The following is a 20,130-nucleotide window of genomic DNA, read 5'->3' as shown; positions in this document are numbered from 1 at the left end:
CCCCAATCGCAACAGCCGGATCCCCCGCCGCCAGACCCCGACAACGCCGGTGAGGACAAGGAGGAAACGGATCCCCAGCCGGAAAATCTCAGCCTGCCGCAGGAGTTTTTCTTCGATCCTGAGCAGGTGGCCCTCGACCCGCGCCTCTTGGCCTTCGCCCAATCTCTGAACCAGCAGGGAAAAACGGGATCCCGCAGCCTGGTGTTCAGCGCCGACCGGGGCCGTTACATCAAGCCCATTCTGCCCCAGGGCGTCAACCCCCGCATCGCCGTCGATGCCACCCTGCGGGCTGCTGCCCCCTACCAGAAAAGTCGCCGCCTGCGGCAGCCGGGGCGGGCCGTCATCGTCGAGCCCGGCGACATCCGCGCCAAAAAGCTGGCCCGCAAAGCTGGAGCCTTGGTGATCTTTGTGGTGGATGCCTCCGGCTCCATGGCCCTCAACCGCATGCAAGCGGCCAAAGGCGCCGCCCTGCGCCTGCTGACCGAGGCCTACCAAAACCGCGACAAGGTTGCCCTCATCGCCTTTCGTGGCGAGGCTGCCGAAGTGCTGCTGCCCCCCACCCGCTCCATCGAGCTGGCCCGCCGCCGCCTGGAATCCCTGCCCTGTGGCGGGGGATCCCCACTGGCCCATGCCCTCACCCAAGCGGTGCGCCTAGGGGTCAACGCCCGCGCCAGCGGCGACGTGGGTCAGGTGATGCTGGTGGCCCTCACCGATGGCCGGGGCAACATCCCCCTCAGCCGCTCCCTGGGACGCAGCGAAGGCGATCCCATCGACCTGAAGCAGGAGCTGCGGGAGATCGCCCTGCGCATCCGTGCCCTGGGATTGAAGCTGCTTTTCATCGACTCGCAGAGCCGCTTTGTAACCACCGGCTTTGGCGCCGAGCTGGCGGAACTGGCGGGCGGGCGGTACTTTCATCTGCCCCGCGCCACCGACCAGGGAATTGCAGCCGTGGCCCGCTCGGCCATTCAAGAAGGACGCACTTCTCTCTGAAGGAGCAGCCGCGGCGGTGTTTGTAACTTTTCTTAATGGTTGGTTATGATCTCTGTAGGCGCTCTTCACCTTGCCCTATGACTACAGGACTCCTGCCGGAACTGCTCCTTGAGAATCCTATGGCTGTTGACTGGGTCAGTCGGGGCGTGAGCGCAGCCATTCGCGCTCTCTTCAAGCAGGTAGAGCGGCTGGAGGCGCGTGTGCGAGTCGAGCCTGTCGCCAAGCTGTTGCAAGGACGCATCGACAGCTTTGAGCTGTTGGGCCAGCACCTGCAGATGTACAACGGCCTGAGGCTTTCGGCCCTAGAGCTGTTTTGCAATGCTGTGGCCATTGATTTCAGCCAAATCTGGCAGGGGAAGATCAAGCTGCGCCAGCCGGTACAGGCCACGATGCGGGTGGTGCTGAGCGAAGCCGATCTGGCCCAATCCTTCAACACGCCTTTTGTGCTGAACAGGCTGGCCTTGGTAGGGCAGGATGGCAAATCCCTATCCTTCCACCACGTTCGTATCGCCATCACTCCGGCGCGTCGACTGGAATTGCAGGCAAACGTACAGCAAGCAGAGGCCAGGTCTCTCCGCGTTGGTTTTTCCGCCCAGGTTGAGGTGGTGGAGCAGCGTCGCATCCGCTTTACAGATCCGATGTTTGTGGGTGATACAGAGGCGGAGCTGGCGTTGAGCCGGGCCTTGGTCGATCACCTGAATGGGCTTCTGGACTTGGATCAGTTGGCCTTGCGGGGTACGGAGCTGCGGGTAGATCGGGTGAACCTACAGCCCCGGCAGATGGTTCTGTACGGCAGCGCCACCCTGGCGCACTTTCCCATGCGCCAACCGCAATGGGAAAATGCTTGACAACCTTTCGGCGGGCAGCTACGCTCAATAGTGGTGAGGAGTGAAGAGAAGAAGCCTCTGGGGTCGAAACACGGACAGACTCCCAGAGGTTTTTTCATGGCCTATTCACGCGATCCCAATCCCGACGGGGACGCCGCGCCCATGCCCAGGCCCGCCGGGTTTTATAGTCATTTCAAATGGCAATGCAACGTTTCTCTACGTCGTTGTTGCTACACAACGCTGTTCTAACTCCCCTCTCCCTCTGGGAGAGGGGTTGGGGGTGAGGGCCTCTGGGAGAGGGGTTGGGGGTGGTCGCGTGAGCGGCGCGGAGCGCTTGGGTTGGCGACAAAGTGTCTCAATCCTGTTTGAAACGACTATAACCCTAGGGGCTGGAAGACTTCTCTCAGCACTCCAGGCGTCCCAATCAGCTCTGGATTTGAATTCAGGCTGGGACAGAGCGCCTGGCGCAACTCTTTGCCCGGCAGGGATCGGGTGTCAGGGATCCCAGTTCAGTTGGGAGTGCCCCTGTTTTTCGCCGGCCCTCTTGACCCCTCTGCTGGTCTCTGGCCTAATTCAAGTTAAGCCTCTCTTCCATTCCCCCTTGAGACACCGCCTCCTTGAGTTTTGGCGTCGCCGCTTTCCCCACAGCTTGCGCACGCAGGTGGCGCTGGTGATTGCCAGCCTTTCCTTTGTCCCCAACTTGGTGTTCATCCTGTCGGTGCAGTGGATCTGGCCCGACACGCAATTTAGTGCCGAAGGGATCATTCTGCTGCTGCTGTGGATCCCGTTGCTGGCGGTACTATCGGCGGTGGTGGGCTATGTCCTGTCTTCTTTGATCCTGCGCCCCCTCACCTTGCTGGCCCGCGAGTTGGCCCACCTAGAAACCTTGATCAACCAGCCGGCCCGTTGGAATTTGCTGCTTCGTACCCAGGATCCCCAAGAGGCCCTAATCCTGCGGCAGGCTTTTGCCCATTTGCTGCGCCAGATCCAGATCGACCAGTTGCGGCGGGAGGCCTTCATCGCCACCTTGGTGCATGACTTGAAAACTCCCCTCATCGCCTTTGGACATCTGCTGAGCGCCTTCAAGCAGGAGCAGCAGTTGGATCCCCGGGAACGGCTTGCCCTGCTGGATCGCATCCTGGAGGAGAACCAACACAACCTGGCGCTGGTGCAAAAAATGGTGGAGGCCCACCGCCTGGAGCGGGGCGAGATCGAGCTGCACCCTCGTCTTTGCGATCTGGGATCCTTGGCCAGAAGAGTGGCCGAACGCATGGGATCCCTGGCCCAAGAACGGGGGATCGACCTGCGCGTGGAAGGAGAGGGCTGGGGCAACGCCGATGAGGCCGAGCTGGAACGGGCGCTGGTGAATCTCGTGGACAACGCCTTGCGCTACGCCCGCCATGCGGTGGTGCTGACCGTCAGCCCTCGCCAGATCCAGGTGCGGGATGATGGCCCTGGCCTGCCGGCTCCCCTGGAAGAGCTGGCCCAGCCCTACATCGCCCAGCCCATCCACATCGCCGGCCAGCGCTACCCAACCGGATCGGGAGGTCTGGGACTGTACATTGCCAAGCGCATCCTGCAAGCCCACGGGGGTGACTTGCGGTTGATCGAGACGGGATCCCAGGGCGCCACCCTAGCCCTGGTGCTGAGTTAAGGCCCCACCAACAGGGCGGCCCCGATACATCAATCGGTACTTCATCTGTGGGGTCGAGTCTTTTTGCCCTGGTTTTTCTTCTGCTGTGATGGGTTGTAAAGAGGCAGTGGGAGGATGCGCCTGAGTGGAGGAAGAGGATGTACGGCTGACCTTGCCAGGCCACAAACCCGCTTGCTCCAGAGCCCTGTAGAGTGCCTCCGTGTCAATAGGCCAGAACCATCTGGCAGCCTCGTAAACTCGCTCGAGGGAGTGGAGAATATCCCCGGCCTCGGCCAAGCCAGGGATTACATCCGCTGCCCCCTGATAAATTGCCCAGCGTCGCTCTGCCGGCTCGATGTGGCGACCGGGATAATGAGTCAGGATCACAGGGATATTGGGCAGCTTGCTTTGGCACTCTCGGCAAAAGGCATAGGGGTTAAACAGCCCCGTCGTCATGTCCACCACCATCAGATCCAGATCCAGAGGCTGACTGGTTGCCACCTCCAGCAACGCTTCACAGGGGGAAACCAGCACCACAGAGTGTCCCTGCGACTCCAGTCCCAACTTCCAGAGATGAACTTGTGAGGCTTGGCCCTGAGCCAGCAGTATGGCTTTGCTCATAGGGGATGAAAATGTAGAAGGAAAGTTAAAGGCTTGCTCTACTCGCTGATCCGTCATACGTCAGAATCGCGCACGGAGCGTAGTATAGCATTCTCAAGAGGAGCAAATAGTAACCGGATATACAAGTGCTGCTGTGGAAACCCAACCTTCTGGGCGCCCACCCCGGAGCCCCACCAGCGAACTTTTGGGCGCGGCCTGTCCGGTGGCCTCAATTTTTGTCTTGCTCAACCCCATCAGGGATCCCTTCTGGCTCGGCTGCCAATTCAGCTTGTAGGGCCTGCCACTCTTCCGCAGAGAGCGAATGGAGCTTCTCTTGGATTTGCTGGGTTTCGAAGCTGGCCCACTGAGCCTTCAAGGTCATTTCCCCACGCAGCACCCGCCTCAGGTAGCCCAAAGTCCAGCCCAAGCACGCCAGCAAAAGCACCACGCTGGATATCTGCTGCGCAGCCCCCGTGTCTAAGCCCGCCCAAAGCAGCAGGCCGTAGAGGCCGCCGCCCCCCAACAGCAGGCCTAGGCCGACGCCAAGAACATCCAATCTGCGCATGACCCGGTAATCGACAAATGGCCGGCCTCACAGCGACCGAGGCTTGGGTCGAAATGTCATGAAGGGAGCCACCAGCACCATGCCGGGAAAGAAAAACAAGACTAAGAAAAACATCAGCACCTTTTCCCAAGCGCCAGCCGAAGTCCAGCGTTTGTCCACATACAGCAAAGACAACAGCGGCAACACCAGCAGATAGAGTATTGCCAAACCGGCATAAGTTGCCCAAATCAACGATGGGGTAGAAGCCATGTCGAGTACGTCCCGCAGCTATTTGACCGTGTCAAACAAATCTAACAGCATTGTAAAGGGATTTGTCGGCTTGCGGGAGTCGGCAACTCGGCCAACTGATCACAGGCTCGCGCTGATCGCCCCAACAGGGCAGGTGGGAACGCATTGTTCGCACATGACACAGCGGTTGCGGGAGAACTCCAGTTTCCAGTCGGGAGCGGAAATCCTGAGGGCCTCCGTGGGGCAGACTCCGGTACACAAGCCGCAGTCCACACACAAATCGGGGTCGATCTGAATTGCCTCGGCCCGTTCGGCCACCTCAATGCCCAGAGACTGTACCCACTCCAATCCAGCCTCCACCTGGTCGATGTCCCCTGAGAGCTCCACCACCAAGGTTCCCACTTCGTTGGGGGCTACCCTGGCGCGCACAATATTGGCGGCCACATCAAAATCTTTGGCCAATCGATAGGTGACGGGGACATTCACCAAATGGCGGGGAAAGATTAGGGTGACTCGTTTGCGCACGAGTTTGGCCTGAGTATCTGAGGTGCCGTGACTCTTCCAGTATGGCAGGCTGCTGGCGGCATCCTCCCGTCCTGCATGGGCAGAAGCAGGGAGGCGGGATCCCACGGAAGCTGTGAAGGGCGTCCCGCAGCCTGTCACAATGGGATCAGAGCGTTTTTGTTGATCCCCATGAACTCGGCCCAGCCCTGCCTCAACTCCGAGCACTATCGGCAGATGTTGGTGCGTGATGGCGAGCGTCGCTTCCGCGAGTGGCACACTGCTTTCCTCAACTATCAGCGGCAGTTTTTGCAAGAGATGAAGCGATTGCAGCTCCGTTCTTCCCGGAATCGTTGATCTGGAATCGCCAATGGGTTCAGTAATGCCTACGGCCAACCCTTTGTGCCCTCTTCCGGTCTCTTCTCAGCCTGATTCCTCCCTCCGCCAAGAAACTTTGGAACTGCTGGAGTGGCCCCGCCTCTGTCAGCACTTGGCCACCTTTGCCGCCACGCCGCTGGGCCGCCGCGCCTGCTTGGAGCTGGATCCCTGGCAGAGTCGCGCCGACAGCGAAGCCTATCTTGAGCAGACTGAAGAGGCGATCCGCCTCGATCGCTCGCAGGCGGGCGGAGTTTCCATGGCAGGGATCCACAACTTGCTGCCGGCCTTGGAACGAGCCGAACGGGGAGGGATCCTGAGCGGGGAAGAGCTGGTGCAGGTTGCTACAACTCTAGGATCCGCCCGCCGCATCCGCCGTTTGATCGATGACCAGGACTGTCTGCCCCGCCTGCAGGCTTGGGTGAGTGACCTACGCACCTACCCGGAACTGGAGCAGGAGATCTTTCGCTGTCTGGAGGAGCAGGGGGAGGTGCGGGACAGTGCCAGCCCCGTCCTTGCCGATCTGCGCCGGCAGCAACGGCAGCAACGCAGCCAGATCCAAGAGCGCCTGCAACAGTTGATGAGCCAGTACCCCCAGGCGCTACAGGATACCCTGATCGGCCAGCGGCAGGGGCGGTTTGTGCTGATGGTGAAGGCCGCCCAGCGGGATCTCATCCGCGGCATTGTGCACGACAGCTCTGCCAGCGGGGCCACCCTCTATGTGGAGCCCTATGCGGTGGTGGAACTGGGCAACCGCTTGCGGGAAACCCAAGCTCAGATTCAGGCAGAGGAAGAGCGGATCTTGGCCGCCCTCTCGGCCCAGGTGGGATCTGTTGCCGAGGATTTGGAGCATCTGCAGGCGGTGATGGTGGGGCTGGATGTGGCCTTGGCCCGTGGCCGCTACAGTCTCTGGCTGGACGGCCATCGCCCCCAGTTTGTCTCGGCAGGACTGCGCCTGCGGCAGGCCCGCCACCCTCTGCTGTTGTGGCAGTGCCGCGCAGAAGGCCAGGGCGCGGAGGTGATCCCCATCGACTTCACCCTCTCGGAGTCCATTCGTGTCGTGGTTATCACCGGCCCCAACACCGGCGGCAAAACCGTTGCCTTGAAAACCTTGGGGCTGTTGGCGCTGATGGCCAAGGCGGGGATCTTCCTGCCGGCTCAGGATCCGCCCCAACTGCCCTGGTTCGATGGCGTTTATGCCGACATCGGCGACGAGCAATCCCTGCAACAAAATCTCTCCACCTTTTCGGGGCACATCCACCGCATCAGCCGCATGGTGCGGGTTCTGCAGTCCGACCCGGCGCCGGCCCTTGTCCTGCTGGATGAGGTGGGGGCGGGCACGGATCCCACAGAAGGCGCCGCCCTGGCGGCTGGGCTGTTGGAGTATCTCTCGGAAAAGGCGTTGCTCACCTTGGCCACCACCCACTACGGCGAGCTGAAGGCCCTGAAGTACCAACATCCCGGCTTTGAAAATGCTTCGGTGGAGTTTGACGAGACCACCCTGGCCCCCACCTATCGCCTGTTGTGGGGGATCCCCGGTCGCTCCAATGCCTTGGCCATCGCCCGACGGCTGCACCTGGATCCCGAGATCCTGCAACGGGCCCAGCAGCACCTGCAGGGAGAAAGCCAGGTGGATCAGGTGATTGCCGGGCTGGAAGCGCAGCGGGCCCAATTGGAAGCGCGGGCAGCCCAGGTGGGAGCCCTGCATCGAGAGCTGGAGAGCTTATATCAGCAAATGCAGCAGCGCAGCCGCCAAATGGCCGAGCGGGAAGCCCAACTGGAGCACAAGCAAAACCAAGGTCTGCAAGCCCTGTTGGCTGCCGCCCGTCAGGAAGTGGCCGCCGCCATCCGCAAATTGCAGCAGGGAGAGGATCCCCAGCGCATCACGGCCGAGCTGGCGCAAATCCAGCAGCGCTACTCTCCCTCGCCGCCGCCTGCGGATAGGGAGTTTGTGCCAGAGGTGGGGGATCGGGTGCGGCTGAGAGGCCTGGGGCAGACGGGAGAGGTGATCGCCGTCACAGGGGATGTGTATGTGGTGCGCAGCGGCATCCTCAAATTCACGGTGCCGCGGGAGCAGTTGGATCCCATTGACGAGCAGCAGGCCCAGCAGCGCCAACGCCCCAAGGCCCCACCTCCCGCCCCAGCAGCCACCGCTCCCCTCAACCTGCGCACCAGCCAGAACACCCTCGATCTGCGGGGGAAAACCGTGGCCGATGCCGAGGCCATTCTGGAACAGCACTTTGCCCAAGCTCCCCCCGGCCCTGTCTGGATCATCCACGGCCACGGCACCGGGCGCTTGCGGGCCGGCGTACAAGCTTACTTACAAAATCACCCCCGCGTCCAGAGGTTTGCCCCAGCGGATCCCCAAGACGGCGGCACCGGCGCGACCGTGGCCCACTTGCGGTGAGGGTTGGGCTGTTTCAAACTCACTTACGGTCGTTTCCAACAAGGTTAAGACACTTTGCCGCTGGCCCAAGCGCTCCCCGCCCCCTCTCCCTCAGGGGGAGAGGGGAGCTGAAGATCCACGACCAGGCTGTTTGGTAACCGTTCAAACTTGACTTTGGAGCGCTGCTGCCGAGCCGACGGGCTGGGATCCCACCTGTTGCCGCCGGCTTTGCCAAAGCCAGTAGCCCCGCAGCAGTTGGCTATCCCCGATGAGCTTCAACATCACCGCCACCGTCATACTTGTCCAACTGAGAGGGCCAAAGGCAGCGCCTGCTGCAGCCAGCAGCGCCAACCCCGAAAGATTGAGCCCCAAGCCTTGCACCCACATCCACCAGACGGTCTCGCGCTCCGACATTGGCCGGCTCCTAGAAACGGAAGAATTGGATAGCCCTACTCTCCTGGATCTGAGGCGAGGTGGGGATATGGCCAAGCCTCAGCCCAGATGCCCAAAGCTGCATACTTCGGGGGGCGTTATGTCCAGGCCTAGCCCAGCCACGCCTGCAACCGCGCCAGAGCCAGCCGCTTTTGGGCAGCAGAGCTTACCGTACCTTCTGTGAGCCGATTGAAGCCGTGCACCAGCCCCTTGCCTCCCAAAGCCACCAGCGTCACCCGATGGGTTTGCCCCGGCTCAAAGCGCACCGCTTGGCCGGAAGGAATGTTGAGGCGCATGCCAAAGCTGGCGGCGCGATCGAACACCAGAGCCCGGTTCACCTCGAAAAAGTGAAAATGGGATCCCACCTGAATGGGCCGATCCCCTCGGTTGGTCACCTCCAGGGTCACGCTGGCCCGTCCGACATTGGCTTGGATGGGATCCTCTGCCAGCAGCAGCTCCCCCGGGATCAGAACCGGTGCAGGGTCCGCAGCAGGCGGGGTTTTGGGTTGGCGAGCCATGGTGGCAACCTCCTGAAGTCTGTGAGTCGTTGGGGGATCCTTAGAAAGCAGCTAGCGAATGGGGTGGTGCAGGGTCACCAGCTTGGTTCCGTCGGGGAAGGTGGCCTCCACTTGAATTTCCGGGATCATCTCCGGGATCCCAGGCATCACGTCCTCTCGGCTCAGCCAGGTCAGCCCCTCGCTCATCAACTGGGCAACCGTTTTCCCTTCCCGTGCCCCCTCCAAAACGGCTGCGCTCAGGTAGGCCACCGCCTCGGGGTAGTTGAGTTTGAGGCCTCGCTGCCGCCGATCCCGAGCCAACTGGGCCGCCAGGTAGATCAACAACTTGTCTTTCTCCTGGGGAGACAGGTACATGAGGTCACCTCAAAGATACAAAACGATACAGAAGAGACGGCAGGGCGCCACGTTAGCCTAGAGTTGATTTAACTTGTACCACCTCTGGGCCAACAAGAGGCTCCCAAGTTGTATGAGGAACCACCCGCCCTTCTCCAGCACTGACGGTCTCGGTACCCGATGTTGCATCTTCCTTCCTGGGCAGCCTCTCCTGAAAGAGTAACAATAGATAAATAGGTGTAGTAGTCGTCAAGGTTTGTTTAGATTTGTATCTCGGCCCTGAGTTGATTTATCTTGGAGCAATTTACCGGCTTTGTTTAGCAGTTTCCTTTGATATGGATTGACTAGGTTCTTTTGATGAGCTATGAAACTCGAACTGACTCCCAGACAGCGCAAGATTCTCTGGGCGACGGTGCGCAGCTACATTGCGACGGCTGAACCTGTCGGTTCCAAAACCTTGGCTCAGTCCTATAACTTTGGGGTGAGCACGGCCACCATTCGTAACGACTTGGCCACCCTTGAGCAGGTTGGGTTACTGTTTCAGCCCCACACCTCCGCCGGGCGGGTTCCTTCCGACTTTGGCTATCGGGTCTATGTAAACGATCTGTTGACCTCTGCCAACATGGATGGGATCCCCTGCGATGCTCCTCAGCCGGATCCCCATCCTGCTCTGCAGCAGTTGCTGGATCAGCTTGGCCGCGAGCTGGGCGACGACCTGGACAGTCTTCTCCAGAGGGTGGCCCAGCTTTTGGCCCATCTGAGCGGCTGCATTGCTCTGATCACCCCACCCCAGGGGCCGGTGGTGGCCATTCACCACGTGCAGTTGGTGTCGGTGGCGCCAGGGCGGGTGATGGTGTTGGTGGTTACCGATTCTTATCAAACCCATTCGGCCTTGGTCAGCCCACCCGAGTGGCCCAGCGACTGCCAAGAGGATCTGGAAGATGAATTGCGATTGCTCAGCAACTTCCTCACCCTGAAGCTGCGGGGCAAGACTTTTGCCGAGTTGCAGGATTTGAGCTGGCTGAAGCTGGATGAAGAGTTTCGCGCCTACAGCCATTGGCTGCAGCAACTGCTGCGCTCGGTGGTACAACGCTATCTGCGGCCATCTCTCGGGCAGGTGTTCAGTGCCGGCATGACAGAGCTGATGCGTCAACCGGAGTTTTCCCAAGCCCGGCAGGTGCAGGCGGTGATGCAGTTGATCGAGGAAGGGGCGGAGCAACTCCAGGGAATGATTGGGCTCCATTTGACCGATGGGGGCTCAAGGGGGAACGATTCAGGACAGCCCGACCGCAATATCCCGGTGATCATCTACATCGGCAGCGAGAACCCGCTGGAGTCTTTGCACCACTGTACGGTTATCGCTGCCACTTACCACCGCCGCTCGGCTCCTCTGGGTACTGTCACCTTGCTGGGGCCGACCCGAATGGCCTACGAGCGCAGCATTGCGGCTGTGCAGGCGGTGGCCTCTCACCTGACTCGGGCTCTTGCTTAGGGGGGCAGGGTCTGGGCTGCACCCGAGCAATAGCAAGCTGTGACCAGGCTCTCTTCTTTTCACCTGCGGGTACAACACGCCATCCGGCAGCGGCAGCTTCTTCACCCCGGCGAGCGCTTGCTGGTGGCTTTTTCCGGCGGTCAAGATTCCTTTTGCCTGCTCCAGATCCTGCGGGATCTGCAGCCTCGCTGGGACTGGAAGCTGTTTGTCCTGCATTGTGATCACCGTTGGTCGGCGGACGAAACGGAGTGTGCCCGCTTTTTGCAGCGATGGCTGCAGCAGCAGGGGCTAATCCATGCCGTTGCAACTGCGGATCCCATCCGCCGAGATGAGGCAGGGGCCAGGGCTTGGCGCTACCAACAGTTGGACAAATGGGCCCGCATTTGGGAGTGCAGCGCCGTGGTGATGGGGCATACGGCCAGCGATCGCGCAGAGACGTTGTTGTGGAATTTGCTGCGGGGGACAGGAGCCGCCGGGCTGAGCAGCCTAGATTGGCAGCGCCGCCTGGACGAGCGGGATCCCACCTCTGCCCGGTTGGTGCGCCCCCTGCTGGGCCTTTTTCGTTGGGAAACCGAGCAATTTTGCCGGCAGCACCAGTTGCCGGTCTGGCCGGATCGCAGCAACCAAGATCTGGCCCATGGCCGCAACCGCCTCCGCCTAGAGGTGATGCCCTACCTGAAGCAACACTTTAACCCCCAACTGGAAGTGGCTCTGAACCGAGCTGCCACGCTGCTACAAGCAGAACACGAGCTGGTGGTAGCCCAGGCAGATCAGCTCTGGGCGCAGGTGTATGAGCCCACTTTGCCAGGGCTGCGACGGGATCCCTTGCGGGCCGCCCCCTTAGCCCTGCAGCGACAGGTGATGTTCCGATTTTTGTCCCTGGTGCTGCCCCACCACCCCACCTTTGATCAGGTGGAAGCCGGGATCCAGCTCTTAAAAGCAGGCCGCGGCAGCCGCAGCCCCGACTATCCAGGTGGGAGCTGGCTAGAAGTGAAAGAGGATCACATTTGTTTTGTTTCCATTAATTCCACTTCCCCGAAAGGAAGCAACTCTCCCCGACTATAGCCCTTACCCAATCCAGGGGCCCAGATCGACAGGGTCTCGTTTTGGGCTGCAATTTCCCCTCACTTTTTGTCGCCGAGGGGCCTGAAACCCTTGCCCAGCAAGGGATCGACCGGATCAACGGAAGAATCAGGGTTTGAGGGTTGTCGCCGACCCTGTCGCTGAATTTTGGGTATAAAGCTTTACAAGGATCCCGGTGCTGCTGTTGAGGTGGCCTGGGATGGGCTCCTGAGGGGTGGGCTAAGACGGTCTTTCTAGGGATCCAGGACATAGCGATCCTGGGAGAGGAGCTTGTTGCCGCGATAGACGCTCACCTGCAAATGCTGGGGATCCAGCCGCTGCTGCTCCACGCGGATGGGGGAGATCTGGAGGGCGTGGCGGGATCCCCGTCCCAGCACCGACACGATGAGATTTTGGCCGCGGATCTGAAGGCGCAGGCGCACCGGCCAAGGGAAGGGGTTGCGCAGCTTGAGGTCGGCCAAGCCGTACCAAACGGTGGCATCCAGGCCGGGGGGCACCGACTCCACGGGGCGGTAATGGGGGTGCCTTTCCACCACTTCCAGCCCCGCCAGCAGAGCAGCGTTGTATAGGCTGGAGGAGACTTGACAGATCCCGCCCCCAACCGAATCCAGGGTTTCGGCCACCATGAATACCGGCGCAGGCAGATAGCCCCGCTCGAGGGTGCGCGGCCCTACCACCTGGTTGAAAGAAAAAACTGCCCTTGGCTGAATGTAAACCCCATCCAGGCTTTGGGCAGCCTGGCGAATGTTGTGGAGCTGCGAGGGAGTGCGCTCCTGCAAGGAAGTGGTGTATCGGCTCAGGGTGGTTGGGGTGGGATCCGTCCACCACAGAGCCAGCAGGGCCAACCCCACCGACAAAGCCAATCCCCGCATCTTCCCTTTCACTTTTCCCAAGACACCTTGGCTTTCAAGAGAACCTCACCCTGGGGTTGGCGAGGGACGGCAGCGGCTTGGGCCGTAACCAGCACCTCTTGGGGGCGGGCGCCCTCTGGCAGCGGGTGTGGCGGGCGCAAGGCCACAAGCGCGGATCCCTGGGCATCCACCTGAAAGGTGCCGCAGTGGAGGATCTCGCCGTCGTCCAGCTTGAGCCAGAGGTGGTAACGCTCTCCAGGGGCCGGTTGGGGCAGATCCCTTGCCGCCAAGACCACCTCCTGCCACTCTCCTGGGCGCAACAGCAGGTTGGCCGACCCCACCTCTCCCTGCAAGTTCACCAGACGGGATCCCGGCTGTTGCAAGAGATGGGACAATGTCTGCACCGATTCTAGCCGGGCCAGTTGCAGCGCCTGCCGCAGTCGCCAGTTGTCGAAAACCAGCAAAGCCAAGGCCCCTGCCGCCAAGCCCCCTACCCAGCGCCACTCAGCCGTGAGGCGACCGAACCCCAGAGAGGACAGTGCCGGCTGAAGAGGGGTCAGCGCCTCCTCAATGCCCGCCTCTGCCATCACCTTGCCCCGCAAGCTGGCCGGCGGAATCACCCCTGGCAACCCATAGGGCAGCAGATGCAGGGTTTCTTGCAGGGCCTGCAACTCTGCCAGCAACCGCGGGTCTTGGGTTAGGCGTGCCTCCAGGGCGCTTGCCTGTTCAGGAGACAAGTCCCCCAGCAGATAGCCGGCCAGTTCTTCCTGTGCTTCTGATGAAGGGGGCGAGGCGGCTTCAGACCCAGAACTTAACTCCAAGGAGAGCGATTCCCGCAACTTGCAGAGGGCCTGGCGAGTGCGGGCTTTAACCGCCTCCAGCGGGATCCCCCAGTGTTGGGCAATGTCCGCCTGGCTCAACCCCTGGTAGTAGAGCAGCTCGAGAACCTGCCGTTGGCTTTCCGGCAGTTGGCTGAGGGCCTCCTGCACCGCTTGCCGTCGCTCCTCGAGGGAGAGCTGCTCAAAAGGGATCGGAGCACTGCCATCGGCGGCGAGCAGGGGTTGCCAGTGTTTCAAAAAACGTTGATGGCTATCCTGGGAGCGCAGACGCTCAATGGCTCGCGAACGGGTCAACGCACACAAAAAACTGCTCACGGATCCCTGCCGCGGATCATAGTCGGGCTTGTGCCACAGTTCGACAAACACCGCCTGAGTCAGATCTTCCGCCTCGGCCGCATGGCCCAGGATCTTAAGGGCCAGCCCACAGATCAAGCCGGCATAGCGATCGTAGAGTACAGCCAGGGCAACAGAATGCCCTGCTGTGAGCGCTTCCATCAGCTCCACATCGCTGCGGGATGGCCAATCCCTCACCCGCTCGCGCCAGGGAGACGGAGTCCTTGGTTGCTCAGCCATGCTACACCCAGCGTCGTCCCACAGAAACGAAGATAGACCTGATGAAAGCCTATCCCCTCAGCCGCGGCGAGCCGCCCACTCCAGCCCCAGCAGAGCCGTGTTCACCAGCAAGGCCAGGGATCCCACCGCTAGAGATCCAGCCCAGATTTTGTCGTAGCGACCGGCCTGGGCAATGCCCTCAAAAAGCAGGGTGCCCAGCCCCCCTGCCCCAAACTTGGCCCCCACCGTGGCAATGGCAATGGCCACAATTGCCGCCAGCCGCAAGCCGGCCAGGGCAACCGGCAGCATCAGGGGTAGCTGCACCTGCCACCACCGCTGCCAGAGGTTCATCCCCAGACCCTTGGCTGCCTCCAGAAGAGCCGGCTCCACTGATTGCAAACCCACGTACAGGTGGCGCACCAAGATCACCTGCGAGTAGAGCACCATCGCCACCACCACCGAGCGGGCATTGAGCCCGAACCAAGGGATCAACAAAATGATTAGAGCCAGGCTGGGCACCGTGTACAGGATGCTGAGGATCCCCATCAGCGGTAGGGCTAGCGAGCGCACGTGGTGAACCAGCAAAGCCAACGGCAGCGCCAGCACCAGCGCAATCCCCAAGGCCGTCGCCACCATTGCTAGGTGCTCTTGGGTAAGCTGCCACACCAAGCCGGGATGGCGGAGAAGGTAGCTCATGCGGATCCCCCCTCCAGCATGGCCAGATGGCGGATGTGATCCAGGGTAACGATGCCGATAGCCCGCCCGTCTTCCCACACCGTGAGAGCCGCCGCCCCCGTGCGCAGCAGCAGCGACAAGGCCCGCCGTAGGGTTTCGTGGGGCTTTACCACCGCCCCCTCCTGGATCTGGTGGTTGTGCGGGATCCGCTCCATCGCCGTTTCCACCCGCAGCACGCTCAGTTGCCGCACCATGTCGTCTGCCCCCAATAGCTCTCTGACAAAGGGGGTGGCCGGCTGGGTGAGCAGTCGAAAGGGAGTATCGAACTGCACCACTCGCCCCTGCTGCATCACCAAGATGCGATCTGCCAGGCGCAGCGCCTCTTCCACGTCGTGGGAGACGAAGAGGATGGTCTTTCTCAGTCGCCGCTGCAGGCGCAGGATCTCATCTTGTAGCTTGCTACGGGTGATGGCGTCGAGGGCCCCAAAGGGTTCGTCCATCAGCAGCAGATCCGGATCCCCGGCCAGCGCCCGCGCCAGCCCCACCCGCTGCTGTTGGCCGCCTGAGAGTTGAGCCGGGTAGCGACGTCGGTATTCTTGGGGGGGCAAGTTGACCAAGCTGAGCAGCTCGTCCACTCGCTCGCGGATGCGCTCCCTTGGCCAGCCCAAAAGTCGCGGCACCACCGCCACATTCTGGGCCACCGTCATGTGGGGAAACAACCCCACCTGCTGGATGACATAGCCGATGCGCTGGCGCAGCGCCGTCACCGGAAAGTGGCGGATATCCTGCCCATCCAGGCGAATCTGTCCTTGGGTGGGCTCCAGCAGCCGGTTCACCATCTTCAGAAGGGTGGTTTTGCCGCAGCCGGAAGGGCCGAGGATGACCACCAACTGGCCTGAGGCCACAGAAAAACTGCACTCCTCCACAGCCGGACGGGAACTGTGGGGGAAGCGCAGCGATACCCGCTCGAATTCAAGGGTGCTCACGCCGGGGCCTCGGGCAACGGCTATTCCTTCAAAATACCGGCCTCCACCAAGAAGGATCTCGCCACCTCTGCCGGCTCCTTGCGCTTGCCGCTCACCTCGTAGTTCAGCCGCTGCATCACCTCGTCCGTCAGCAACGGAGCAAGGGCGTTCAAAGCAGTGGCGATGCCGGGGTTGGCCTCCAGGGTATCTTTGCGCACCACCGGCGCCACCTGGTAAGGGGGGAAAAGCTGCTTGTCGTCCTTGAGCACCACCAGGTCAAAGGCGGCAATTTCCCCGTCAGTGCCAAAGGCCACCGCCACATCCGCCTCCCCATTGACCAAGCCCTGGTAGCGCAGGCCGGGATCCACCGCCTTGTAGGCTTTGAGGCGAAAGTTGCCGTAGACTGCTCGCAGTCCCGGCAGGCCGTCTTCGCGGGCTTGAAACTCCGGCGGCCCGATCATCACCAGCTCGCCTGCTCTGGCCACCATGTCTGAGAGGGTAGTGATGCCCAGCTCCGCCGCTCTGGCGCGGGTCATGGCCAGGGCCTGGGTGTTGTTCATGGGGGCCGGATCCAGCCAAACCAGTTGGAACTGGCGCTCGTACTCGCGGGCCACCGTCGCGTATACCTGGGCCGGGTCACTGCTGCTGGGCAGCTTGAGCACCGTCAGCAGGCCGGTGCCAGTGTACTCCGGGTAGAGATCGATCTCGCCGCTCAGCAGGCCGGCATGGGCCACCGGCGTTCCCCCCAGGTTGAGCTTGCGCTCCACCGCCAACCCCGCCGCCTCCAGAGCCAAGGCGTACATTTCCCCCAAGATAAACTGCTCGGTGAAGTCCTTAGAGCCGACCACAATCGGTTTGGCAAGGCCCGCTTGAGGGGCAAGAACAAGGGCGGCCAGCCCCGAGAGGGCCAGCAGAGCCAGGCGACGAGTGGTTTTGAGCATGGCAAAAGGGATCCCCAACTCGAGACAAGCGGCCCTGCCGAGAGTGTTCCGGCCTGGGCCAGGAAGTTGCGACTGTTAAGCCACCATTAAACCATTATTGTCCCCGATCCGTAACTGCAAGAGCGACAGCGGCACTACCGGCATTGCCCCGCCCCAGAGCCTCAACCCCATCCCATTAGCCTCTGCCGGGGGCCGGGAACGATCCGGTGACGGCCCGGATCTTCTGCCGCCGCCCAGCTCGCTCGATCTCCAGCTCCAGGGTGCTGCCCACCTCGGTGCGCTCCACCTCCTGTTGCACTTGGTCGGCGGTGGTGACGGCGCGGCCATTGATGGCAAGAATGATGTCTCCGGCGCGCAGGCCCGCCCGCTCTGCCGGGGATCCCTGGATCACCTCGCCGATGAGCACCCCCTGATCCACCGTCACGAAAATGCGGCTGTTGGGATCCTGGTTGAGACGTTCCTTCAGGTCGGGGGTGAGGGTGAGCATACGGATGCCCAGGTAGGGGTGATCCACCTTGCCGCGGGCGATCAACTGGTTGGCCACCCGCTGGGCTGTCTCGATGGGAATGGCAAAGCCCAGCCCTTGCGCCCCTTGGATGATAGCCGTGTTCACCCCGATCACCTCCCCTTGAGCATTGAGCAGGGGGCCGCCTGAGTTGCCGGGGTTGATGGCCGCATCCGTCTGGATAAAAGACACCCGCTTGTCGGGCACGCGGATCTCGCCGCTGGAGCGGCCCAAAGCGCTGATGATCCCAGCGGTTACGGTGTTGTCCAGCCCCAGGGGGTTGCCGATGGCAATGGCCCACTGGCCCGGCTCCAGCAGTTCGGAGCGGCCCAGCTTCACCGTCGGCAGGTTCTGGGCCTCGATCTTCACCACCGCAATGTCCGTCACCGGGTCGGTGCCAATTACTTTGCCGTCAAAGCTGCGGGTATCCTTGAGCGTCACCGTCACCTTGTCGGATCCCTCGACCACATGGGCGTTGGTGATGATCTGGCCGTCCGGGCTGATGATAAAGCCGGAGCCAGTGCCCTGTTGCCGCCGTTGGCGGGGGATGGAAGGGATCGCTTGGCCAAAGAAATCCCGGAAGAAGGGATCGCTAAAGAACTCCTCTGGAAAAGCGCCCGGAACACGCACCGTCCGCTCGGAGTCGATGCGCACCACCGCCGGCCCCACCTTTTGCGCCACCTCGGCGATAAAATTCAGGTTCAGTTGGGGCGGGGTTGCCGTCGTTTGCGCAGATACTCCGTTGCTTCCCATGAGAGCTGCTCCTAGCCCAATGCCCAAGAGCACCAGCAGCAGCGGCGAGAGAAGAGACTTAAGAACGGCCAAAGGCTCAAAAAAGGAACGAACTCCGTCCTGCTGATGCAAACGGGCAGGTTGAGCAGAAGCTTCTGAACTGGGAGAAGGTTGGCCCGGCATGGATGTGCTGCGCTTCATAGCTACCTGAGTCAAGGAAGAGAAGAGCTGGGAGCGCAGAAATACCTTGGCCCCCTGCGAAACCTAGGGCCTAATCTAGCATGGACAGCAGGGATCCCAAGGCGGCAGCCGCGGCGCTTTTCCGTACTTCCATCTGGGTTGAAGAGCAGCGGAATCTGCTTGCCTGGAGTAGCCACCCTATATCCAACTGGCTTTGATGGGGATAGAAGGCCAGACAGGGCTGTTGTCCCCAGCTTTGGCCGGCTTACAGCTAACGTAGAAGTGGTAGATCGGGGGTAAGACCATGACCAACCCAGCCCGTCGTCTGTTGGCTCCTCTACTCGCCGGTTTTCTCTGGCTACCGGCAGCCACCCCGGTTTTGGCGCAAAGGGATCCCTTGCCGCCACCGCCCCCCGGCCAGGGATGGCGCCCGGTGAACCCCCTTCCCCCTGATGAGCCAAGCCAGCCCTTTCAACTGCAAACCACCTTGCTGTTGCGCTCTGGGGATCTCATCCAAGCCGTGCATCGCTCTCCGGAAGCCCTCTTGATTGCCCCTGGCGAAACCCGCGCCGTCAGCCTTAGCCTGGAGACTCCCCTGCGGGATATCTACGGCAACATGGTCGTGCCGGCGGGAGCTATCCTAGAAGGCCAATTCCAGCCGGTGAGCGGCGGCACCCAGTTTGTCTCGCGGGCCTTGATCTTCAACGGCCAATCCTATCCTCTCTACGCCCAAAGCCAGGTAATCCCGCTGCGCAAGGATCCCCGCCACACTTCTGGGGAAGCGATCGTGCAAGATGCCCTGATCGGGGCGGCGGCAGGGGCGATCTTGGGCGGCCTGTTCGGCGACCGGGTGATCTCGACGGAGAAGGTGCTAGGTGGAGCGGCAGCAGGGGCCGTGATCGGCAATGTGACGGCGCCGGAGGTGGCGGTGATCGATCCCAACGCCAACTTGACCCTGACGGTCACCCAAGATTTCCAACCCTACCTGCCCTAGCCAGCTTTTGAAAACCCTGCTGGCCAGGGCTAGGAACCGGCGGCCAGCCGATCCCAAATCTCCTCGTGGGAGAGGCCCCTGCGCACCCATTCTTCGCAATTGTGCAGCCGCTGAGCCGTGCCGATGAGGAAGCGGTTGCAGTCGGCTCCCAGGGATTCACAGGTGGTCTGCACACAGACCAGATCCCGGCCCGAGAGCAACGAGAAGAGGCCGGCCAGCATTCCTGCCTCTAGATAGCCGGCAGGCTCCCGCTGGGCAGACAGCTCCTCTGGGCTGAGGCTGGCACGAGCAGCCAGGGCAAAGCCGGAGTTGCGGATCCTAGCCTCCACCAGGCCGCGGTCAGCAGCGGAAAAATCCAGCTCCAGGCGGCCCCAGCCGTGGGTGGCCCAGAGATCGCTGAGGGCATCCAGGAAGATCCCCAGCGGCAATTCCTGCAGCGGTTGCTGGTAGTAGCGGGAGAGTTCGTCTTCGATGCGGCGGAAAAATGCTTCTCCCCACTCGCGGCCACAGTTGTAGAGGATGACACGGGTGGCTTGCCCGGTCTCGTAGCGCAAGCCGGCGTAGATGGCTTCCAGGAGAGGCATGGGAAAGGCCGCCAGGCGGTATCCTCCCCGGCTGTAGAGCAGGCCGCTGTGGATGTCGGGACGGATGTAGTAGGCAGGGCTAAAGCAGTGGCCGGGCAGGATCTCTTGCAGGGTGATCATGGCTTTCCTCTCAGGGAGATGGACGGACTTGAGGGCGGCTGCAACTGAGGCTTTCACGGTCATTTCAAATAGCAACAAAATAGTTGGTTGCCTGGATCCCAGCTCCCCTCTCCCTCAGGGAGAGGGGCTGGGGGTGAGGGCCTCAGGGAGAGGGGCTGGGGGTGGTCGCGTGAGCGGCGCGGAGCGCTTGGGCACCTCAGGGAGAGGGGCTGGGGGTGAGGGTTAACTC

22 protein-coding genes are annotated in these 20,130 nt (G+C 61.7%); 8 read left to right on the top strand and 14 right to left on the bottom strand.

All coding sequences use genetic code 11. The features are described from left to right. The 3 genes from NW857_RS07335 to NW857_RS07325 form a co-directional block, all read left to right on the top strand. Positions 1–990 (top strand): VWA domain-containing protein (locus NW857_RS07335; RefSeq protein WP_414368492.1); only part of this gene is annotated, 990 nt, incomplete at its 5' end. A gap of 119 nt (positions 991–1,109) precedes the next feature. Continuing rightward, entirely contained in the window at positions 1,110–1,838 is a 729-nt protein-coding gene (locus tag NW857_RS07330) for a DUF2993 domain-containing protein (RefSeq protein WP_414334337.1), read from the top strand. Between the two features lie 580 nt (positions 1,839–2,418). Continuing rightward, entirely contained in the window at positions 2,419–3,471 is a 1,053-nt protein-coding gene (locus NW857_RS07325; protein ID WP_414334339.1) for a sensor histidine kinase, read from the top strand. On the opposite strand, the gene NW857_RS07320 is transcribed toward NW857_RS07325, so the two are convergent. From NW857_RS07320 to NW857_RS07305, 4 genes are all read right to left on the bottom strand, one after another. Then, positions 3,451–4,071 (bottom strand): response regulator, encoded by a 621-nt coding sequence (locus NW857_RS07320; protein ID WP_414334341.1) that lies wholly within the window; start codon positions 4,069–4,071, stop codon positions 3,451–3,453. The two genes, NW857_RS07325 and NW857_RS07320, sit on opposite strands and share 21 nt — an antisense overlap. Before the next feature lie 208 nt (positions 4,072–4,279). Then, positions 4,280–4,615, bottom strand: a complete 336-nt coding sequence (locus tag NW857_RS07315) for a DUF3007 family protein (RefSeq protein WP_414348778.1) — start codon at positions 4,613–4,615, stop codon at positions 4,280–4,282. Between the two features lie 27 nt (positions 4,616–4,642). Beyond that, positions 4,643–4,864 carry an NAD(P)H-quinone oxidoreductase subunit L gene (gene ndhL, locus NW857_RS07310; protein WP_414334345.1) on the bottom strand — a complete coding sequence of 74 codons (222 nt, stop codon included), beginning with the start codon at positions 4,862–4,864 and terminating at the stop codon, positions 4,643–4,645. Positions 4,865–4,963: 99 nt separating this feature from the next. Beyond that, positions 4,964–5,368, bottom strand: coding sequence for an NIL domain-containing protein (locus NW857_RS07305; RefSeq protein ID WP_414334372.1), 405 nt, complete (start codon positions 5,366–5,368; stop codon positions 4,964–4,966). Between the two features lie 156 nt (positions 5,369–5,524). Here NW857_RS07305 and NW857_RS07300 point away from each other — a divergent pair, with 156 nt between their 5' ends. Next, positions 5,525–5,701 (top strand): hypothetical protein, encoded by a 177-nt coding sequence (locus NW857_RS07300; RefSeq protein ID WP_414341549.1) that lies wholly within the window; start codon positions 5,525–5,527, stop codon positions 5,699–5,701. A gap of 97 nt (positions 5,702–5,798) precedes the next feature. Next, the gene (locus tag NW857_RS07295; protein ID WP_414334349.1) at positions 5,799–8,126 is read left to right on the top strand and encodes an endonuclease MutS2; all 2,328 of its coding nucleotides are present in this window, start codon (positions 5,799–5,801) and stop codon (positions 8,124–8,126) included. 141 nt (positions 8,127–8,267) lie between these two features. Here NW857_RS07295 and NW857_RS07290 read toward each other — a convergent pair whose 3' ends face one another. The 3 genes from NW857_RS07290 to NW857_RS07280 all read right to left on the bottom strand — a co-directional run bounded on the left by NW857_RS07290 (position 8,268) and on the right by NW857_RS07280 (position 9,409). Further along, positions 8,268–8,519 carry a hypothetical protein gene (locus tag NW857_RS07290; RefSeq protein WP_414334351.1) on the bottom strand — a complete coding sequence of 84 codons (252 nt, stop codon included), beginning with the start codon at positions 8,517–8,519 and terminating at the stop codon, positions 8,268–8,270. Between the two features lie 128 nt (positions 8,520–8,647). Next, positions 8,648–9,007, bottom strand: a complete 360-nt coding sequence (locus NW857_RS07285; protein WP_414334374.1) for an urease subunit beta — start codon at positions 9,005–9,007, stop codon at positions 8,648–8,650. Positions 9,008–9,106: 99 nt separating this feature from the next. Beyond that, positions 9,107–9,409: an urease subunit gamma gene (locus tag NW857_RS07280; protein ID WP_414334353.1), complete on the bottom strand. Its 303-nt coding sequence runs from the start codon at positions 9,407–9,409 to the stop codon at positions 9,107–9,109. 343 nt (positions 9,410–9,752) lie between these two features. Between NW857_RS07280 and hrcA the strand changes: the two genes are divergently transcribed. Both hrcA and tilS read left to right on the top strand, forming a co-directional pair. Continuing rightward, positions 9,753–10,880 carry a heat-inducible transcriptional repressor HrcA gene (gene hrcA / locus NW857_RS07275; protein ID WP_414348776.1) on the top strand — a complete coding sequence of 376 codons (1,128 nt, stop codon included), beginning with the start codon at positions 9,753–9,755 and terminating at the stop codon, positions 10,878–10,880. 39 nt (positions 10,881–10,919) lie between these two features. Then, on the top strand, positions 10,920–11,945 hold the full coding sequence (gene tilS / locus NW857_RS07270; RefSeq protein ID WP_414334357.1) for a tRNA lysidine(34) synthetase TilS: 1,026 nt from the start codon (positions 10,920–10,922) through the stop codon (positions 11,943–11,945). A gap of 251 nt (positions 11,946–12,196) precedes the next feature. Here the strand turns inward: tilS and NW857_RS07265 are convergent, their stop codons facing one another. The 6 genes from NW857_RS07265 to NW857_RS07240 form a co-directional block, all read right to left on the bottom strand. Next, a complete protein-coding gene (locus NW857_RS07265; protein ID WP_414334359.1) occupies positions 12,197–12,835 on the bottom strand; it encodes a VanW family protein in 639 nt (212 codons plus the stop codon). A gap of 8 nt (positions 12,836–12,843) precedes the next feature. Beyond that, positions 12,844–14,226, bottom strand: a complete 1,383-nt coding sequence (locus tag NW857_RS07260; protein WP_414334361.1) for a sigma-70 family RNA polymerase sigma factor — start codon at positions 14,224–14,226, stop codon at positions 12,844–12,846. Positions 14,227–14,283: 57 nt separating this feature from the next. Further along, a complete protein-coding gene (locus NW857_RS07255) occupies positions 14,284–14,901 on the bottom strand; it encodes an ABC transporter permease (protein ID WP_414368487.1) in 618 nt (205 codons plus the stop codon). Then, positions 14,898–15,866: an ABC transporter ATP-binding protein gene (locus NW857_RS07250; RefSeq protein WP_414334365.1), complete on the bottom strand. Its 969-nt coding sequence runs from the start codon at positions 15,864–15,866 to the stop codon at positions 14,898–14,900. Before NW857_RS07250 ends, NW857_RS07255 begins: the two co-directional genes overlap by 4 nt. A gap of 20 nt (positions 15,867–15,886) precedes the next feature. Further along, a complete protein-coding gene (locus NW857_RS07245) occupies positions 15,887–16,786 on the bottom strand; it encodes a glycine betaine ABC transporter substrate-binding protein (RefSeq protein ID WP_414334367.1) in 900 nt (299 codons plus the stop codon). Between the two features lie 175 nt (positions 16,787–16,961). Continuing rightward, positions 16,962–18,206: an HhoA/HhoB/HtrA family serine endopeptidase gene (locus tag NW857_RS07240; RefSeq protein ID WP_414334376.1), complete on the bottom strand. Its 1,245-nt coding sequence runs from the start codon at positions 18,204–18,206 to the stop codon at positions 16,962–16,964. A gap of 301 nt (positions 18,207–18,507) precedes the next feature. On the opposite strand from NW857_RS07240, the gene NW857_RS07235 reads away from it, so the two are divergent. Continuing rightward, on the top strand, positions 18,508–19,197 hold the full coding sequence (locus NW857_RS07235; protein ID WP_414334368.1) for a hypothetical protein: 690 nt from the start codon (positions 18,508–18,510) through the stop codon (positions 19,195–19,197). Positions 19,198–19,226: 29 nt separating this feature from the next. Here NW857_RS07235 and NW857_RS07230 read toward each other — a convergent pair whose 3' ends face one another. Then, positions 19,227–19,901, bottom strand: a complete 675-nt coding sequence (locus NW857_RS07230) for a V4R domain-containing protein (protein ID WP_414334370.1) — start codon at positions 19,899–19,901, stop codon at positions 19,227–19,229. Positions 19,902–20,130 lie beyond the last annotated feature (229 nt).

It is taken from the genome of Synechococcus sp. H55.9, from assembly GCF_047462355.1.
Classification (GTDB): domain Bacteria; phylum Cyanobacteriota; class Cyanobacteriia; order Thermostichales; family Thermostichaceae; genus Thermostichus.
Note: the sequence above shows the minus strand (reverse complement) of the source record. Positions and strands in the feature narration are given on the sequence as shown.

What these genes read in the sequence shown, in the direction of transcription:
- NW857_RS07290 (WP_414334351.1), bottom strand. Translation starts at nt 8,519, where the DNA reads ATGTCGGAGCGCGAGACCGTCTGGTGGATGTGGGTGCAAGGCTTGGGG.
- NW857_RS07315 (WP_414348778.1), bottom strand. Translation starts at nt 4,615, where the DNA reads ATGCGCAGATTGGATGTTCTTGGCGTCGGCCTAGGCCTGCTGTTGGGG.
- NW857_RS07330 (WP_414334337.1), top strand. Translation starts at nt 1,110, where the DNA reads ATGGCTGTTGACTGGGTCAGTCGGGGCGTGAGCGCAGCCATTCGCGCT.
- NW857_RS07265 (WP_414334359.1), bottom strand. Translation starts at nt 12,835, where the DNA reads ATGCGGGGATTGGCTTTGTCGGTGGGGTTGGCCCTGCTGGCTCTGTGG.
- NW857_RS07280 (WP_414334353.1), bottom strand. Translation starts at nt 9,409, where the DNA reads ATGTACCTGTCTCCCCAGGAGAAAGACAAGTTGTTGATCTACCTGGCG.
- NW857_RS07260 (WP_414334361.1), bottom strand. Translation starts at nt 14,226, where the DNA reads ATGGCTGAGCAACCAAGGACTCCGTCTCCCTGGCGCGAGCGGGTGAGG.
- hrcA (WP_414348776.1), top strand. Translation starts at nt 9,753, where the DNA reads ATGAAACTCGAACTGACTCCCAGACAGCGCAAGATTCTCTGGGCGACG.
- NW857_RS07235 (WP_414334368.1), top strand. Translation starts at nt 18,508, where the DNA reads ATGACCAACCCAGCCCGTCGTCTGTTGGCTCCTCTACTCGCCGGTTTT.
- ndhL (WP_414334345.1), bottom strand. Translation starts at nt 4,864, where the DNA reads ATGGCTTCTACCCCATCGTTGATTTGGGCAACTTATGCCGGTTTGGCA.
- NW857_RS07240 (WP_414334376.1), bottom strand. Translation starts at nt 18,206, where the DNA reads ATGCCGGGCCAACCTTCTCCCAGTTCAGAAGCTTCTGCTCAACCTGCC.
- NW857_RS07245 (WP_414334367.1), bottom strand. Translation starts at nt 16,786, where the DNA reads ATGCTCAAAACCACTCGTCGCCTGGCTCTGCTGGCCCTCTCGGGGCTG.
- NW857_RS07320 (WP_414334341.1), bottom strand. Translation starts at nt 4,071, where the DNA reads ATGAGCAAAGCCATACTGCTGGCTCAGGGCCAAGCCTCACAAGTTCAT.
- NW857_RS07230 (WP_414334370.1), bottom strand. Translation starts at nt 19,901, where the DNA reads ATGATCACCCTGCAAGAGATCCTGCCCGGCCACTGCTTTAGCCCTGCC.
- NW857_RS07255 (WP_414368487.1), bottom strand. Translation starts at nt 14,901, where the DNA reads ATGAGCTACCTTCTCCGCCATCCCGGCTTGGTGTGGCAGCTTACCCAA.